The 17,098-nt window shown below is 64.7% G+C and carries 16 protein-coding genes; 6 read left to right on the top strand and 10 right to left on the bottom strand.

Annotated elements, in window-relative coordinates; translation table 11 throughout:
• Positions 1–104 precede the first annotated feature (104 nt).
• Together rpsI and rplM are read right to left on the bottom strand one after the other, a co-directional pair.
• Positions 105–497 (bottom strand): 30S ribosomal protein S9, encoded by a 393-nt coding sequence (gene rpsI / locus FOC67_RS02935; RefSeq protein ID WP_003098810.1) that lies wholly within the window; start codon positions 495–497, stop codon positions 105–107.
• 14 nt (positions 498–511) lie between these two features.
• Positions 512–940: a 50S ribosomal protein L13 gene (gene rplM, locus FOC67_RS02930; RefSeq protein WP_003094164.1), complete on the bottom strand. Its 429-nt coding sequence runs from the start codon at positions 938–940 to the stop codon at positions 512–514.
• A 245-nt stretch (positions 941–1,185) separates the two neighbouring features.
• On the opposite strand from rplM, the gene FOC67_RS02925 reads away from it, so the two are divergent.
• Positions 1,186–2,223 (top strand): NADP(H)-dependent aldo-keto reductase, encoded by a 1,038-nt coding sequence (locus FOC67_RS02925; RefSeq protein WP_003111840.1) that lies wholly within the window; start codon positions 1,186–1,188, stop codon positions 2,221–2,223.
• Between the two features lie 84 nt (positions 2,224–2,307).
• Here the strand turns inward: FOC67_RS02925 and FOC67_RS02920 are convergent, their stop codons facing one another.
• Positions 2,308–3,453, bottom strand: a complete 1,146-nt coding sequence (locus FOC67_RS02920) for an acyl-CoA dehydrogenase family protein (protein ID WP_171946555.1) — start codon at positions 3,451–3,453, stop codon at positions 2,308–2,310.
• A 253-nt stretch (positions 3,454–3,706) separates the two neighbouring features.
• On the opposite strand from FOC67_RS02920, the gene FOC67_RS02915 reads away from it, so the two are divergent.
• Both FOC67_RS02915 and FOC67_RS02910 read left to right on the top strand, forming a co-directional pair.
• Positions 3,707–4,606 (top strand): GlxA family transcriptional regulator, encoded by a 900-nt coding sequence (locus FOC67_RS02915; RefSeq protein WP_003120906.1) that lies wholly within the window; start codon positions 3,707–3,709, stop codon positions 4,604–4,606.
• 158 nt (positions 4,607–4,764) lie between these two features.
• Positions 4,765–5,727: a hypothetical protein gene (locus FOC67_RS02910; RefSeq protein WP_003110032.1), complete on the top strand. Its 963-nt coding sequence runs from the start codon at positions 4,765–4,767 to the stop codon at positions 5,725–5,727.
• Positions 5,728–5,791: 64 nt separating this feature from the next.
• Here the strand turns inward: FOC67_RS02910 and zapE are convergent, their stop codons facing one another.
• The 3 genes from zapE to FOC67_RS02895 all read right to left on the bottom strand — a co-directional run bounded on the left by zapE (position 5,792) and on the right by FOC67_RS02895 (position 9,024).
• Positions 5,792–6,886 (bottom strand): cell division protein ZapE, encoded by a 1,095-nt coding sequence (zapE, locus tag FOC67_RS02905; RefSeq protein ID WP_003094297.1) that lies wholly within the window; start codon positions 6,884–6,886, stop codon positions 5,792–5,794.
• Between the two features lie 94 nt (positions 6,887–6,980).
• The gene (locus tag FOC67_RS02900) at positions 6,981–8,327 is read right to left on the bottom strand and encodes a tryptophan--tRNA ligase (RefSeq protein WP_003094300.1); all 1,347 of its coding nucleotides are present in this window, start codon (positions 8,325–8,327) and stop codon (positions 6,981–6,983) included.
• Positions 8,328–8,394: 67 nt separating this feature from the next.
• Positions 8,395–9,024, bottom strand: coding sequence for an alpha/beta hydrolase (locus FOC67_RS02895; RefSeq protein WP_003094302.1), 630 nt, complete (start codon positions 9,022–9,024; stop codon positions 8,395–8,397).
• A 144-nt stretch (positions 9,025–9,168) separates the two neighbouring features.
• Between FOC67_RS02895 and FOC67_RS02890 the strand changes: the two genes are divergently transcribed.
• Positions 9,169–9,615: a YhcB family protein gene (locus FOC67_RS02890; protein ID WP_003094304.1), complete on the top strand. Its 447-nt coding sequence runs from the start codon at positions 9,169–9,171 to the stop codon at positions 9,613–9,615.
• 73 nt (positions 9,616–9,688) lie between these two features.
• Here the strand turns inward: FOC67_RS02890 and cysN are convergent, their stop codons facing one another.
• Both cysN and cysD read right to left on the bottom strand, forming a co-directional pair.
• Positions 9,689–11,590 carry a sulfate adenylyltransferase subunit CysN gene (gene cysN, locus FOC67_RS02885; protein ID WP_009315932.1) on the bottom strand — a complete coding sequence of 634 codons (1,902 nt, stop codon included), beginning with the start codon at positions 11,588–11,590 and terminating at the stop codon, positions 9,689–9,691.
• Between the two features lie 11 nt (positions 11,591–11,601).
• Positions 11,602–12,519, bottom strand: a complete 918-nt coding sequence (gene cysD / locus FOC67_RS02880) for a sulfate adenylyltransferase subunit CysD (protein WP_003094311.1) — start codon at positions 12,517–12,519, stop codon at positions 11,602–11,604.
• Between the two features lie 344 nt (positions 12,520–12,863).
• Between cysD and mltB the strand changes: the two genes are divergently transcribed.
• Positions 12,864–13,967: a lytic murein transglycosylase B gene (gene mltB / locus FOC67_RS02875; protein WP_009315930.1), complete on the top strand. Its 1,104-nt coding sequence runs from the start codon at positions 12,864–12,866 to the stop codon at positions 13,965–13,967.
• Here the strand turns inward: mltB and FOC67_RS02870 are convergent.
• Positions 13,954–14,712, bottom strand: coding sequence for a Nif3-like dinuclear metal center hexameric protein (locus FOC67_RS02870; protein ID WP_003094318.1), 759 nt, complete (start codon positions 14,710–14,712; stop codon positions 13,954–13,956). The genes mltB and FOC67_RS02870 overlap by 14 nt on opposite strands.
• Positions 14,713–14,828: 116 nt before the next feature.
• Here FOC67_RS02870 and algW point away from each other — a divergent pair, with 116 nt between their 5' ends.
• Positions 14,829–15,998 carry a Do family serine endopeptidase AlgW gene (gene algW, locus FOC67_RS02865; protein WP_009315929.1) on the top strand — a complete coding sequence of 390 codons (1,170 nt, stop codon included), beginning with the start codon at positions 14,829–14,831 and terminating at the stop codon, positions 15,996–15,998.
• Between the two features lie 42 nt (positions 15,999–16,040).
• Here algW and hisC read toward each other — a convergent pair whose 3' ends face one another.
• Entirely contained in the window at positions 16,041–17,096 is a 1,056-nt protein-coding gene (hisC, locus tag FOC67_RS02860; RefSeq protein WP_023100218.1) for a histidinol-phosphate transaminase, read from the bottom strand.
• Positions 17,097–17,098 lie beyond the last annotated feature (2 nt).

The raw sequence follows: 17,098 nt of genomic DNA, 5'->3' as shown, positions 1-17,098 counted from the left end.
AGGGCGCGCCCTTCGGCCATGCGACACCTTGCCGCAGAGTTAAAGCGTAGACATAAAAAAACGCCCAGCTCCGAAGAGGTGGGCGTTTTTCAGCAAGCGTCGAATTAACGCTTGGAGTACTGCGGACGCTTACGCGCTTTACGCAGACCGACTTTCTTACGCTCGACTTCACGGGCATCGCGAGTCACGTAGCCGGCCTTGCGCAGCGAGCTACGCAGGGTTTCGTCGTACTCGATCAGGGCACGGGTGATGCCGTGACGGATCGCACCGGCCTGACCGCTTACGCCACCGCCAACGACGGTAACGAAGATGTCGAACTTCTCGACGGTCTCGGTCAGCTCGAGCGGCTGACGCACGACCATGCGAGCGGTTTCACGACCGAAGAACTGATCGAGACCACGGTTGTTGATGGAAATCTTGCCAGTACCCGGACGCAGGAAGACGCGAGCGGTAGCGGTCTTACGACGGCCAGTGCCGTAATTTTGAGTCGCCGACATAATGAGCTATCCCGTTAAATCTTCAGTTCTTGGGGCTGCTGAGCGGTGTGCGGGTGGCTGGCACCCTTGTACACCTTCAGCTTGCGATACATATCGCGACCCAGAGGGTTCTTCGGCAGCATGCCTTTTACAGCGGTCTCGATGACGCGCTCAGGGGCCTTGGCGATCAGCTTCTCGAAGTTGATCGACTTGATGCCGCCCGGGAAGCCGGAGTGGTGGTAGTACATCTTGTCGGTGGTCTTGGCACCGGTCACACGCACCTGCTCGGCGTTGATGACGACGATGTAGTCGCCGGTGTCAACGTGCGGAGTGTACTCAGGCTTGTGCTTGCCACGCAGGCGGCGGGCAATTTCGGTCGCCAGACGACCCAGGGTCTGGCCGGCAGCGTCGACGACGAACCAGTCGCGCTGTACAGTTTCCGGTTTCGCGGTATAGGTTTTCATTCGTTATAGCCTCAGGGGCCGCCTGAAAATAAGACGGCGAATCTTACTGGACAGTGGTTGCCTTGACAAGTCAAGGACAGCCGAAAACAGACACGAATTGGGGCTCGGGTCGGTGTGCGTCCGTAACGACTAGATACATCGATCGGCAGGCTTGGCATCCCCCACCGATGAAAGGCTGCGGAATTATGCAGATTTCGCCAGAATTTACAACCGCATTAACCACTTAATTTCACGAGGACACCCGCATGGAGTATCGCCCGCTCGGCCGCACCGATCTGAAAGTCAGCGCCCTCTGCCTCGGCACCATGACCTGGGGCGAGCAGAACAGCGAGCAGGACGCCTTCGCCCAGATCGCCAGGGCCAAGGCCGCCGGGATCAATTTCATGGATACCGCCGAAATGTATCCGGTGCCGCCCCGCGCCGAGACCTACGCCAGCACCGAGCGCATCATCGGCAACTGGTTCCGCCGCAGCGGCGACCGCGCCGACTGGATCCTCGCCAGCAAGATCGCCGGCCCCGGCAACGGCATCAGCCATGTGCGCGACGGCAACCTCAAGTTCAACCGCCAGCACATCGTCGCCGCCCTCGATGCCAGCCTGGAGCGCCTGCAGACAGACTGGCTGGACCTCTACCAGTTGCACTGGCCGGAGCGGCGGACCAACTTCTTCGGCCAGCTCGGCTACCAGCACCAGGAAGAGAGCTTCACACCGCTGGAGGAAACCCTGGAAGTGCTCGACGAGCAGGTGCGCGCCGGCAAGATCCGCCACATCGGCCTGTCCAACGAGACACCCTGGGGCACCATGACCTTCCTCAGGCTCGCCGAGGAGCGCGGCTGGCCGCGCGCGGTATCGATCCAGAACCCCTACAACCTGCTCAACCGCAGCTTCGAGGTGGGCCTGGCGGAAATCGCCATCCGCGAGCAGTGCGGCCTGTTGGCCTACTCGCCGATGGCCTTCGGCATGCTTTCCGGCAAGTACGCGGACGGCGCCCGCCCGGCCAACGCGCGCATCAGTCTCTACAGCCGCTTCACCCGCTACACCAACCCGCAGGCGGAAGCGGCCTGCGCGCGCTACGTGGCGCTGGCCCGCGAACATGGACTGGAACCGGCGCAGATGGCACTGGCCTACGTCACCTCGCGGCCGTTCGTGACCAGCAACATCATCGGCGCGACCTCGCTGGAACAGCTGGAAGCCAATCTCGGCAGCGTCGACCTGAGGCTGGACGAGGAGGTACTCGCCGGTATCGATGCGATCCACCGGGAGCAACCGAACCCGGCTCCCTGAGGCTCCAGGGGCCTGGCGCTGCCGCGGGTTCGGCGGACAACCGCGCGATGCGGTCGTTCGCCCCTCCCGGTGGCCAGGAGCGCCTCACAGGGCCCGCGCGATGATCTCCTTCATGATCTCGTTGGTACCGGCGTAGATCCGCTGTACCCGGGCATCGGCCCAGGCCCGCGCCACCGGATATTCCCACATGAAGCCGTAGCCGCCGTGCAACTGCACGCATTCGTCGAGCACCTTGCATTGCAGGTCCGTCGTCCAGTACTTGCACATGGCGGCGGTGGGTACGTCCAGCTTGCCCTGGAGATGCAGCTCCATGCAGCGATCGACGAAGACCCGGCCGACCTGGATCTCGGTAGCCATCTCGGCAAGCTTGAAGCGGGTATTCTGGAAGTCCGCCACCGACTTGCCGAACGCCTTGCGCTCGCGAGTGTAGTCGAGCGTCCATTGCAGGGCCGCCTCGGCCGACGCCAGCGCGCCGATACCGACGGTCAGGCGCTCCTGCGGCAGCTCCTGCATCAGGTAGATGAATCCCTGGCCGTCCTTGCCGAGCAGGTTCTCCCGGGGAATCCGCACATCCTGGAAGAACAGCTCGGAGGTGTCCTGGGCCTTCATCCCGACCTTCTCCAGGCGCTTGCCCTTGCTGAAGCCCGGCGTACCCGCCTCGACCACGAACAGGCTTATGCCCTTGGCGCCAGCCTTCGGATCGGTCTTCGCCACCACGATCACCAGGTCGGCGAGGAAGCCGTTGGTGATGAAGGTCTTCGAGCCATTGATGACGTACTCGTCGCCATCCAGTACCGCCGTGGTCTTCACCCCTTGCAGGTCGGAACCGGCCCCCGGCTCGGTCATGGCGATGGCCCCGACCATCTCGCCGGATACCAGCTTCGGCAGGTACTTGCGCTTCAGCGCCTCGCTGCCGTAGTGGAGGATGTAGGGCGCAGCGATGTCCGAATGCAGGGAGAAACCGATCCCGGTCAGGCCGGCCCGACCGATCTCTTCGATGACCACGGCGCTGTAGAGGAAGTCCGCGCCCATCCCGCCATACTCTTCCGGCAGGTGCGAACAGAGCATTCCGGCCTCGCCGGCCTTGTTCCAGAGCGCGCGGTCGACATGCCCATCCTTTTCCCATTGGTGATGGAAAGGCACGGCTTCCTGTTCGAGGAACTTGCGCACGCTGTCGCGAAACAGTTCGTGGTCGGAGCTGAACAGGGTTCTCGGTATCATCGTGGTCACCTGGAAACGGTCTGGGATCGGGTTGGCTGCACGCGGCAGGTCTTCGACTGTAGGGAAATGCCCCGACCGACGCACTGGACAGTTGCGCCAAAAAATAAGACGATCCAGCCGCCTTTTGACCGCTTTCCCTTACTCACAACAACGATAAAAATCCATGCGCGCTCAATCCGCTCCGGTGCTGAAACATGTCGGCATCGTCGCCATCGACGGCGTCTTCGCCTCGACCCTGATGCAGGCCAAGGACTTCTTCCACATGGCCAGCCTGCGCCACGGCAAGCAGCAGGGCCTCGGTCTCCAGCCGGCCTTCCGCACCCGCATCCTCAGCCCCGACGGCCAGCCGGTACGCAGCTTCAGCGGCGACAGCATCGCCGTCGACGGTCCCCTCGCCGCCTGCGATATAGTGGTCCTGCCCGCCTTCTGGGGCGACTTCGACGCGCTCGAACGGCGCTATCCGCAAATCGTTCCCTGGTTGCGCCGCAGCCATGCCGAGGGAACCGCCCTCTGCGGCGAGGCGACCGGGGTTTTCTGGCTGGCCCAGGCAGGCCTGCTGGATGGCAAGGAAGCGACCACCTACTGGCGCTTCTATCGGGAATTCGCCGAACGCTTCCCGAACGTGCTGCTCAACCAGGAGAAGCACCTGACCGATGCCGACGACCTGTTCTGCGCCAGCGGCGTCACCTCCGCCTGCGACCTCTACATCTATCTGATCGAGCGTTTCTGCGGCGGATCGGTGGCCCAGGCGGTGGCCCGGGATACCCTCTACGAAGTACAGCGCAGCTACACCCCAGGGCGTATCGGCTTCGGCGGACAGAAGCTGCACCATGACCCGACGATCCTGCAGATCCAGCAATGGCTGGAAGACCACTTCGCCGACAAGTTCCGTTTCGAGGACGTCGCCCGCGACCACGGCATGAGCATCCGCAACTTCATGCGGCGCTTCCAGGCCGCTACCGGCGACAAGCCGCTGCACTACCTGCAGCGACTGCGGATCGAGACCGCCAAGGGCATGCTCTCGAGCACGCGCAAGAGCATCAAGACGATCAGCTACGAGGTCGGCTACGACGACGCCAGCTTCTTCGCCCGCCTGTTCCGCCAGCACACCGAACTCTCTCCCCACCATTACCGTCGCCAGTTCATGCAGAAGGAAAGCTGAGCCGGACATCGCCGGGCCTGCCCGAACGGCATCGGCGCCGGCGCTTTCCCTACAGAACCTAGGATAGGTAGCCAGGTCGGCCTTCGCGGGTTCTCATGAACCCGCAGGCCCGCCGCAGACGCGGGCGTTCCGAACAACGACAAGAACGGACCTTTGCCATGCGCCTTTATCTGCTCGCCTTCCTGGCCCTCTTCGGTATGAATGCTATGGCCGCCGACAACTGGAAAGCCTTCCCCTACGACCAGAGCGCCTATGACTATCCAGGCGACAAGTTGAAGGAAGCCTGGCCGCGCCTGACCCGCGGCTTCGGCGACTATCCCTATCCGGACGCCGACTGGGTGGTGAACATGGCGACCGCCCATCCGGATGCCCTGGAAAAGACCGTGAAGGCCGGCACCGGCTTCACCGGCAAGCCGGAAGAGGCCGCGCAATATGCGGCGCGCCTGCAGGATGTCTGGCGCCTGCTGTTCCGCGGCGACTACGCCAAGGCCAAGGAGCAGGGACTGGCCCTGGGAGTCGGCGGCCAGGTACCGGCGATGTTCGCCCAGGTGCTCTACGCCATGTTCCTGGCTCCCGACCAGGCGGAGAAACAGCGCCTGCTCGAAGAGGTCATCGACTACACCGAACAGGCCGGCCCGCTGGTCAAGGCCGATATCGTCGCCCAGTTCGGCAGCGTCTACGCCAAGGCGCGCCTGGCCGAGGAGCTATCGGTACCGGTAGTGCTCAAGCGCGGCTATACCAGCGAAATCCCCAAGGAACTGGACGCCCTCCTGGCCAGGCAACCCAACCAGCCGTTCGCCCTGGCGCTCTACGGCGGCTACGAGGCGGGAGTGATCCGCAAGGTCGGCAAGCTGGTCGGCAAGATGACCTACGGGGTCAGCGCCGACAAGATGGAACAGTACTTCGCCCGCTCCTTCCGCCAGGCCAACGACCTGCCGATCGGCCACTACGAGTACGCCAACGCGCTGACCTACGTATACGGCGACGACGAGCGGGAGAAGGCCATCGCCCAACTGAAGCAGGCCGTGGCGATCAAGCCGATCAACGCCATGGAAGCCCTCGAAGTGGCCCATGCGAAGAAGCTCCTCGCCGGCTTCGAGCAGAACACCGCGCAGCGCTGAAACGCCGCGCGTCCATGAAAAAAGGGGTTGCCATCGGCAACCCCTTTCTCGTTTCCGCCCCGGATCAGGGCCGGTGCGGACGCGTCAGGTATTCGTGGGACTGCATTTCCAGCAGACGACTGAGGGTGCGCTGGAATTCGAACTCCAGCCGGCCGCCGCTGTAGAGATCCTTTAGCTCGACCTCGGCGGAGATGATCAGCTTGACGCTGCGGTCGTAGAACTCATCCACCAGGTTGATGAAACGCCGCGCCATGTCGTCCTTGGTGACGCCCATCTGCTCGACGTTGGAGATCAGCACGGCGTGGAAAATCTTCGCCAGCTCGATGTAGTCGTTCTGGCTGCGCGGGCCGTCGCACAGCTCGCGGAATTCGAACCAGGCCACGTCGTCGCAGGTCAGGCGCGCGCGGATCTCGCGGTTCTCGATCATCAGCGCCTCGTCGCGCTGGGCCTTGGCGCAGTCCGGGGTCAGGGCCTTGAAGCTGCGCGCCATCTCCTCCTCGACCTGTTCGCTGAGCGGCCAGTGGAACAGCTCGGCCTGCTCCAGCGCGCGCAGGCGATAGTCGACGCCGCTATCGACGTTGACGATCTCGGTATGCTCCTTGAGCAGGGCGATCGCCGGCAGGAAACGGGCGCGTTGCAGGCCGTCCTTGTACAGGCCGTCCGGCACGATGTTGGAGGTCGCCACCAGGCTCACGCCGTTCTTGAACAGCTCTTCCAGCAGGGTGGCGAGGATCATCGCATCGGTGATGTCGGAGACGAAGAATTCGTCGAAGCAGATCACCCGCGCCTCGTCGGCGAAGCGCTTGCCGATGATGGTCAGCGGGTTCTTCTCGCCCTTGAGGGTCTTCAGTTCTTCGTGCACCCGCTTCATGAAGCGGTGGAAGTGCGTGCGCACCTTCTGCTCGAACGGCAGCGACTCGAAGAAAGTGTCCACCAGGTAGGTCTTGCCACGGCCGACGCCGCCCCAGAAATACAGGCCCTTCACCGGCCCGCCGGACTTCCTGCCGAGCAGCTTGCCGAACAGGCCGGGCTTGGCGTGGTCGGCGGCGACCAGGTCATCGTAGAGGCGTTGCAGATGCTTCACGGCATTCGCCTGTGCGGCATCGTGGAAGAAATCGGGGCGTTGGAGATCGGCCTGGTAGCGCTCGAGGGGCGTCATGATCGGTAGCAATGCAACGAAAACGGGGCCGTCACTTTAGCGACGACCCCGTCTCTTGGCAATCGGCCATCCGTCGAGGATGCACCGGGGAGGCCTACTCCTGCGGCGCCAGCGCTTCGCGGGTGCGCTCGATGGCGGCGTCACGGGCGGCGGCGTCGGCGAAGGCCGGGCTCTGCGCCACCGCCTCGCCATCCAGCCACAGGCCAAAGGCATTGCCCTCGGCCCGCAGGTCAGCAGTCTCGCCAGCCAGCAGGCGCTTGCTCACCGCACCGGCGGCCTTGCCGTCGGCGAAGGCGCGGGACAGCAGCAGCTGTTCGCCGGCGGCGTCCAGCAGGCGGAAGCGGAAGCTGCCGTCGTCGTCGCGGAAGCTGACCAGGCGCGCAGCCTTGGCGGCCTTCTTCTTGCCGCTCTCGGTACTTTTCAGCGGCTCGCGCAGGGAGCGCAGGCCGACGGCCTCGCGCAACTCGGCGATGAATGGGGTGGCGATGCGGCGCGCCTTGGCGGCGCCGGCGAGGAGAATGTCCTCGATATCGTCGGGCTTGGCGATCAGCGCCTGGTAACGCTCGCGAGCCTCGCCCAGTTCGTTGTCGAGCAACTGGAACAGGCGCTGCTTGGCTTCGCCCCAGGCCAGGCCGTCGAGCAGTTCCTGGCGGAACGCGGCGACCTGTTCGGCGCTGGCGAAGGCCGAGTAAAGAAGGAACAGGTGCGAACTGTCCGGGTCCTTCGGCTCGCCCGGCGCGCGCGAGTCGGTGACGATGCGTGCGATGGCGTCCTTGAGCTGCCTGGACGGGCTGAACAGCGGGATGGTGTTGTCGTAGCTCTTGGACATCTTGCGCCCGTCCAGGCCCGGCAGGGTGGCGACGTTTTCCTCGATCACCGCTTCGGGCAGGACGAAGAACTCGCGGCCGTTGCCGAACAGGTGGTTGAAACGCTGGCCGATGTCGCGGGCCATCTCCACGTGCTGCACCTGGTCGCGGCCGACCGGGATCTTGTGCGCGTTGAACATCAGGATGTCCGCGGCCATCAGCACCGGATAGCTGTAGAGGCCCATGGTCACGCCGGCGTCCGGGTCTTCGCCGGCCTCGACATTGCGGTCCACCGCGGCCTTGTAGGCATGCGCGCGGTTGAGCAGACCCTTGGCACTGACGCAGGTGAGCAACCAGGTCAGCTCGGGAATCTCGGGGATGTCCGACTGCCGGTAGAAGGTCGCACGCTCGACGTCCAGGCCGCCGGCCAGCCAGGTCGCGGCGATTTCCAGGCGCGAGCGCTGGATACGAGCGGGATCGTCGCACTTGATCAAGGCGTGGTAGTCCGCCAGGAAGTAGAACGAATCCACGTCGCTCCGACGGCTGGCGAGGATCGCCGGGCGGATGGCGCCGGCGTAGTTGCCCAGGTGCGGAGTGCCGGTAGGAGTGATGCCGGTCAGGATACGAGTAGTCATGCGATACCAGATGTCAGGCAAAGAAAAGAATGGCGCGCCGGATGGTAGCAGGGCCGGCGCGACAACGTCAGTCCTGCAGGCGTGGCAGCAACAGGTCCTTCAGATCGATCAGCTTGCCATGGAAGAAATGTCCGCTTTCCGCCACCCGCAACAGCTCGTGCGGTCGTGCCAGGGACTCGCTCCAGGCATATACCGCGGCCGGCGTGACCACGTCGTCATCCTCCGGCTGCACCACGGTCAGCGGGCAGCGCGCAGGCAGGCTGACCGCGAAGCGCTCCACCGGCGGCGCGATCATGAACAGCCGCGCCAGCCCGACGCCCTCCGCTTCCAGGCGACCCGCCAGATTGCCGGCGACGCAGGAGCCGAAGGAAAAGCCCATCAGTGTCAGCGGCAGCCCCGGATGGCGTGCCAGCAACCAGCGCGCGGCGGCCTCGGCGTCGTCGATCTCGCCGATCCCCTCGCCATAGCTGCCGGCGCTCTGGCCAACGCCACGGAAGTTGAAACGCAGGGTCGCCAGGCCGGCATCGCGGGCGCTGCGTTGCAGAGTGGCGACCACCTTGTTCTGCATGGTGCCGGCGAACAGCGGGTGCGGATGGCAGACCAGGGCGATGCCGCGGGCATCGGGCAGATCGAGGTGCAGGGCTTCCAGCGGCCCGCAGGGGCCATCGATGGATACAGGGATTTCGCGGGTAGACAAACAGGAACTCCGTGACCCCGGCTCGGGTCGACTCGTCTAGCAGATTACTCCAAGCGACACAGGCACTTACTCGCGTGCCGTGGTATACAGCTCGGACTCAAGCCGTTAACGTAAAGCAAAGCCGTCTATAGAGGAAGGATTCGCGTGGAACAGTCGCTCACCGCCTGGCTGCTGCCGGCCCTCGCCCTGGTCGCCGGGGTCGCCATCGGTTTTCTGATCGCCCGCCTGCTGCCCAACGCCGCGCCAAACAAGGTGCAACGCCAGATGGACGACCTGCAGGACCGCTTCGACAGCTATCAGCGCGAAGTCGTGACCCATTTCAACACCACCGCCAGCCTCGTGAAGAAGCTGACCCAGAGCTACCAGGACGTGCAGGAGCACCTCTCCGACGGCGCCCAGCGTCTGGCCCTGGACGAACAGACCCGCCAGCGCCTGCTGGCCGCGCTGCATGCCGACGAGGCCTACCCGGCCGAGCGCCGCGAGCGCCTGACTCCGCCGGCCTCCGGTGAAGTGCCGAAGGACTATGCGCCGAAGAGCCCGGACAGCCCCGGCACCCTCGACGCCACCTACGGCCTGAAAGGCAAGTACTGACGCGCTGCGCGAACCTGCCGACGCCCATGAAAAAGCCCCGCATCCGCGGGGCTTTTTCATGGCTGCGAGACGATCAGATCGCCTGGCGTTCGCGCAACAGGTCGAGCACCTGCTTCACGCCGTCCTCGAGGCTCAGCGACTGGGTATCGATCACCAGGTCGGCATCCAGCGGCACGTCGTAGGGGAAGGACTCGCCGGGGATATTGTCCTCGCCCGCCGCATACAGCCCCTGGGGATCGCGCTCGCGGCAGACCTGCGGCGACGCCTGCACATAGACGGTGATCAGGCGCTCGGCGCCGATCAGCGCCCTGGCCTGCTCGCGCCCTTCCGCGCTCGGCGCGACGAAGGCGCAGAGGCTGATCAACCCGGCCTCGTTGAACTGCTTGGCGACATGGGCGGTACGCAGCCAGTTCTCGGTGCGCCCGGCGCGGTCCTGCGGCAACCCCTTGTTCAGGTCGTGGCGCAGGTTCTGCCCGTCCAGCACGTAGACCGCTCGGCCCATATCGAACAGCTTGCGCTCCACGGCGTAGGCCAGGGTGCTCTTGCCGGCGCCGGAGAGGCCGCTGAACAGTACGGTCGCCGGCTGCTGGCCGAAGCGGCCGGCACGCTCCTCGCGCGTCACATGGGCATTCGAACCGTGATGCGCGCTGCTGCCATGGGCCGCCGGCGGAGCGGAGACGATCATGCCGGCGCCAACGGTGCCGTTGGTCAGGCGATCGATGACGATGAAGGCGCCGGTGGTGCGGTTCTGCTCATAGCCATCGAGCGCGATGGGCGCGTCCAGGCTGACCTTGACCCTGGCGATCTCGTTCAGCTTCAGCTCGCTGCCCGGGGTCCGCTCCAGGGTATTCACGTCCACCTTGTGGACGATGCTCGGAATCGAACCCGGCACATAGCTGGTAGCGCGCTTGATATCGTACTTCTTGCCCGGAAGCATCGGCTCCTCGGCCATCCACACCAGCATGGCATCGAAACCGTCGGTGACCAGCGGGCGATTGTCGGCATGCACCAGCATGTCGCCGCGGGAAACGTCGATCTCGTCTTCCAGGGTCAGGGTGACGGCCTGGCCGGGACCGGCCTGCTCCAGTTCGCCCTCGAAGGTGACGATGGATTTCACCTTGCTGCCCTTGCCCGACGGCAAGGCCACCACCTCGTCGCCCTTGCGCACCACGCCGCTGGCCAGGGTGCCGGCGAAACCGCGGAAGTTCAGGTTCGGCCGGTTCACGTACTGCACCGGGAAGCGCATGTCATCGAGGTTGCGGTCGGCGGCGATCTCGACGGTTTCGAGGATTTCCATCAGCGACTGGCCGGCGTACCAGGGCGAACGCTCGGACTTGTTGACCACGTTGTCGCCCTTGAGCGCCGACATCGGCACGAAGTGCAGCGAACTGGTCTTCAGACCGATCTTCTCGGCAAAGGCCAGGTAGTCGGCCTTGATCTGTTCGAAGACACCCTGGTCGAAGTCCTTCAGGTCCATCTTGTTGATGGCGACCACGATATGCCGGATGCCCAGCAGGGACGCGATGAAACTGTGCCGGCGGGTCTGGGTCTGCACGCCGTAGCGGGCATCGATCAGGATGATCGCCAGGTCGCAGGTCGAGGCACCGGTGGCCATGTTGCGGGTGTACTGCTCATGGCCGGGCGTGTCGGCGATGATGAACTTGCGCTTGGCGGTGCTGAAGTAGCGGTACGCCACGTCGATGGTGATGCCCTGCTCACGCTCGGCCTGCAGGCCGTCGACCAGCAGCGCCAGGTCGACGTCGTCGCCCGTGGTGCCGACTTTCTTCGAGTCGCGGGTGATGGCCTCGAGGTGATCCTCGTAGATCATCTTGGAGTCATGCAGCAGGCGCCCGATCAGGGTGCTCTTGCCGTCATCGACGTTGCCGCAGGTAAGGAAGCGCAGCAGTTCCTTGCGTTCGTGCTGCCCCAGGTAGGCGAGGATGTCCTCGCTGATCAGATCGGATTGATGAGACATGCTGCGTACCCTCAGAAATAGCCCTGACGTTTCTTTTCTTCCATCGAACCGGCCTGGTCATGGTCGATGACCCGGCCCTGGCGTTCGGAAGTACGCGTCAGGAGCATTTCCTGGATGATTTCCGGCAGCGTGGTGGCGCTGGACTCGACCGCGCCGGTGAGCGGGTAGCAGCCGAGGGTACGGAAGCGCACCATGCGCTTCTCGATGCGGGCTTTCTCTTCGTCAGAGAGATGCTCGAGGATGCGCTCGTCGTCGATCATGATCAGCGTGCCGTTCTTCTCGATAACCTCGCGCTCGGCGGCGAAGTACAGCGGGACGATCGGGATGCCTTCCAGGTAGATGTATTGCCAGATGTCCAGCTCGGTCCAGTTGGACAGCGGGAAGACGCGGATCGACTCGCCCTTCTTCACCTTGCCGTTGTAGATGTTCCACAGCTCGGGACGCTGGTTCTTCGGGTCCCAGCGGTGCTTGCTGTCGCGGAACGAATAGACCCGTTCCTTGGCCCGCGACTTCTCCTCGTCGCGGCGCGCACCGCCGAAGGCAGCGTCGAAACCGTACTTGTCCAGGGCCTGCTTGAGTCCCTCGGTCTTCATCACATCGGTGTGCTTGGCGCTGCCGTGGGTGAACGGGTTGATGCCCTGGGCGACGCCGTCCGGGTTGACGTGGGTGATCAGGTCCAGGCCCATTTCCTCGACCATCCGATCGCGGAACCTGTACATCTCCTGGAATTTCCAGCGGGTGTCCACGTGCATCACCGGGAAGGGCAGCTTGCCGGGGAAGAAGGCCTTGCGGGCCAGGTGCAGCATGACCGCGGAATCCTTGCCGATCGAGTACAGCATCACCGGGTTATCGAACTCGGCGGCCACCTCGCGGATGATGTGGATGCTTTCCGCCTCCAGCTGTTTCAGGTGCGTCAGTTTGTCGACCATGGCTACTCACGGAATTGCTTATGGACGGCCGTCGGGCCGTAGACGAACGCGCACTCTATCACAGCGCAAGGCTCTAAAAGATTCGCCATTTATACCGAAAAAATATACCCATATAGCCATCAGCGCTCAGCCTTGCAGCCGGCGAAAACACTGGCGTCGAGAGGTTTTCCAGGGGCGTTTCGCAGACCGGGCGGACAAAGCTGAGACGGCATCGTCCCGGACCGGACAAAGCCGTCGCCGCGACAGCGAGCAGACGGTCCGCCCCCCTTTCGGCGGCTCGACTTGTACGCCAGCGGCACTGCGCTAGCATAGCGGGCATCGTCATTCCGCCAAGAAGACCCCAGATGCGCCGTACCGCCCTCGCCCTGCCCCTGTTCCTTCTGGTCTCAGCATGCAGCAGCGAACCGACGCCACCACCGAAACCCGCCGCCAAACCCCAGGCCCGCACCGTCATTTCACCCCGCCCCGTACGCCAGTCGGTGCAACCGATACTGCCGCTGCGCGGCGATTACGCGAACAATCCGGCGGCACAGCGCTTCATCAACAGGATGGTCAGCCAGCACGGCTTCAACCGCCAGCAACTGCACGACCTGTTCGCCCAGACCCAGCGCCTGGACTGGGTGATCCGCCTGATGGACCGGCAAGCCCCGACCTATACCCCACCCAGCGGACCGAACGGCGCCTGGCTGCGCTACCGGAAGAAGTTCGTCACGCCAGGCAACGTACAGAACGGCGTGCTGTTCTGGGACCAATACGAAACCGACCTGCAACGGGCATCGCGCGTCTACGGCGTGCCGCCGGAGATCATCGTCGGCATCATCGGCGTGGAAACCCGCTGGGGGCGGGTGATGGGCAAGACGCGGATCATCGATGCGCTGTCCACCCTGTCCTTCTCCTACCCTCGCCGCGCGGAGTTCTTCAGCGGCGAGCTGGAACAATTCCTCCTCCAGGCGCGCAAGGAAGGCACCGACCCGCTGGCCCTGCGCGGTTCCTATGCCGGCGCCATGGGCTACGGCCAGTTCATGCCGTCTTCATTCACCAAGTACGCGGTGGACTTCGACGGCGATGGGCATATCGACCTGTGGAATCCGCGTGACGCGATCGGCAGCGTCGCCAACTATTTCAAGCAGCACGGCTGGGTCAACGGCGATCGCGTGGCGGTTCCCGCCAGCGGCCGGGCGCCCTCGCTGGAGGATGGCTTCAAGACGCTGTACCCGCTGGACGTGCTCGCTTCCGCCGGACTACGCCCGCAGGGTCCGCTCGGCGGGCACCGGCAAGCCAGCCTGCTGCGCCTGGACATGGGCAGGAACTACCAGTACTGGTACGGCTTGCCGAACTTCTACGTGATCACCCGCTACAACCACAGCACCCACTACGCGATGGCTGTCTGGGAACTGGGCAAGGAGGTCGACCGGGTGCGTCACCGCTCCGTCGTCAGGCAGGATTAGGACAGTCGATGAACAGGTGCTCGATGGCGAAGCGCTTGCCCAGGTAGTCGCCCAGCGCCTGCACCCCGTAGCGCTCGGTGGCGTGGTGTCCGGCGGCGATGAAGCTGATGCCGTTCTCCCGCGCGCTGTGCACGGTCTGCTCGGAAACCTCGCCGGTCAGGTAGGCATCGACGCCGGCGGCGATCGCCTGGTCGATATAACCCTGGGCGCCGCCGGTGCACCAGGCGATGCGTCGGATCGGCTGGCCGGCGTCGACCAGCAGCGGCTCGCGCCCCAGCGCATCGCGCACATGCCGAGCGAAATCGGCAGGCTGCATCGGCTCGGCAAGCGAACCGAGGAGGACGATGGAACGCGGGTTGCCCGGCTCCAACGGCCCTTCCACTTCGAAGCCGAGCTGCCGGGCGAGCTGCACGTTGTTGCCCACCTCCGGATGCAGATCCAGCGGGAGGTGGTAAGCGAGCAGACTGATATCGTTGTTCAGCAAGGTCTTCAGGCGCCGTTGCTTCATGCCGACCACGCAGGGATTCTCACCCTTCCAGAAGTAGCCGTGATGCACCAGCACCACGTCGGCGTCGGCCTCCACGGCGGCATCCAGCAGCGCCTGGCTGGCAGTGACCCCGCTGACGATCCGCCGCACCTGCGGCCGGCCCTCGACCTGCAGGCCGTTCGGGCAGTAGTCCTGGATGCGCGCGGCATCCAGATAACGGTCGGCCTCTTCGACCAGGGTGCTCAGGGCGATAGCCATGCAAATTCCTCTTCATTCAGGCAGGGCGCGCCGCTCCTCTAATGGACGGCTTCCCCCTATAATGGGCGCCACCTTATCGGCCGCTTTTCGGCCTCGCAACCCCAAGGATTGTCCCGATGCCCAAGGCCCTGCGTTTCCTCGGCTGGCCCGTGCTGGTCGGCGTGCTGCTGGCCCTGCTGATCATCCAGCGCAACCCCGAGCTGGTCGGCCTGCCACGCCAGGAGGTGCACGTCGAGCAGGCGCCTCTGCTCAGCCGCCTGCAGGAAGGCCCGGTGTCCTATGCCAATGCGGTGAGCCGGGCGGCTCCGGCAGTGGCCAACCTGTACACCACCAAGATGGTCAGCAAGCCCTCCCACCCATTGTTCGACGACCCGATGTTCCGCCGCTTCTTCGGCGACAACCTGCCACAACAGAAGCGCATGGAATCGAGCCTCGGCTCGGCAGTGATCATGAGCGCGGAAGGCTACCTGCTGACCAACAACCACGTGACCGCTGGCGCCGACCAGATCATCGTGGCCTTGCGCGACGGCCGCGAAACCATCGCCCAGTTGGTCGGCAGCGACCCGGAAACCGACCTGGCCGTGCTGAAGATCGACCTTAAGAACCTGCCGGCGATGACCCTCGGCCGCTCCGACGGCATTCGCACCGGCGACGTCTGCCTCGCCATCGGCAACCCGTTCGGCGTCGGCCAGACCGTGACCATGGGCATCATCAGCGCCACCGGACGCAACCAGCTCGGCCTGAACACCTACGAAGACTTCATCCAGACCGACGCGGCGATCAACCCCGGTAACTCCGGCGGCGCGCTGGTGGACGCTGCCGGCAACCTGATCGGCATCAACACGGCGATCTTCTCCAAGTCCGGCGGCTCCCAGGGTATCGGCTTCGCCATCCCGACCAAGCTGGCCCTGGAGGTCATGCAGTCGATCATCGAGCACGGCCAGGTGATCCGCGGCTGGCTCGGCGTCGAGGTCAAGGCGCTGACCACGGAACTGGCGGAGTCCCTGGGCCTCGGCGAAACCGCCGGGATCGTCGTCGCCGGCGTCTATCGCGACGGTCCGGCGGCGCGCGGCGGCCTGCTGCCGGGCGACGTGATCCTGACCATCGACAAGCAGGAAGCCAGCGACGGCCGCCGCTCGATGAACCAGGTGGCGCGCACCCGTCCGGGACAGAAGATCAGCATCGTGGTGCTGCGCAACGGACAGAAGGTCAACCTGACCGCCGAGGTCGGCCTGCGTCCGCCGCCGGCACCGGCTCCACAGCAGAAACAGGACGGCGGCGAGTGATCCCCTCCATTGAAAACGGCGCCCTCGGGCGCCGTTTTCGTATCACTTGAGGAAGTGCAGGGCGTCCAGTAGCGCCTGGTTCTGCTCCGGACTGCCGATGGTGATACGCAGGAACTGGTCGATCCGCGCCTGCTTGAAATGGCGGACGATCACTCCCTGCTCGCGCAGGGTCGAGGCAATCTGCCCGGCATCGTGCCGCGGATGACGGGCGAAGACGAAGTTGGCGGCCGACGGTAGCACCTCGAAGCCCAGCGCCTGCAAAGAGGCGCTCAACGCCTCGCGGCTATCGATCACTGCCTGGCAGGTCCGACGGAAATAGGCGTCGTCCTCGAAAGCCGCCGCCGCGCCGGCGATCGCCAGGCGATCCAGCGGATAGGAATTGAAGCTGTTCTTGATCCGCTCCAGCGCCTCGACCAGATCGGCATGGCCGACCGCCAGGCCGACCCGCAGGCCGGCCAGGGAGCGCGACTTGGACAGCGTCTGGGTGACCAGCAGGTTCGGGTAGCGATCGACCAGGGCGATGGCGCTCTCGCCACCGAAGTCGACATAGGCCTCGTCGACCACCACCACCGAATCCGGCGACGCCTTCAGCATCGCTTCGATGGCGTCCAGCGGCAGCAGGCAGCCGGTCGGCGCGTTCGGATTGGGGAAGATGATCCCGCCGTTGGGCCGCGCGTAGTCTTCGACGCGGATGCGGAACCTTTCATCCAGCGCGATCTTCTCGTACGCGATCCCGTACAGGCCGCAATAGACCGGGTAGAAGCTGTAGGTCACGTCCGGGAACAGCAGCGGCAGGTCGTGTTGGAACAGGCCATGGAAAATGTGCGCGAGCACCTCGTCGGAGCCGTTGCCGACGAACACCTGGTTGGCCTGTACGCCGTAGTGCGCGGCGACCGCCTGCTTCAACCGCTCGCCGTTGGGATCGGGATACAGGCGCAGGTCGTCGTTGAGTTCCGCCTGCATCGCGGCGAGCGCCTGTGGCGACGGACCGTAGGGATTCTCGTTGGTGTTCAGCTTGACCAGCCGCGACAGCTTCGGCTGCTCGCCCGGCACATAAGGCACCAGGTCCTTGACGAAGGGACTCCAGAATTTGCTCATGC

The organism is Pseudomonas sp. FDAARGOS_761 (assembly GCF_013343155.1).
Taxonomy (GTDB): Bacteria; Pseudomonadota; Gammaproteobacteria; order Pseudomonadales; family Pseudomonadaceae; genus Pseudomonas; species Pseudomonas aeruginosa.
The sequence above is the reverse complement of the archived record's forward strand: the minus strand, read 5'-3'. Positions and strand labels throughout refer to the sequence as shown.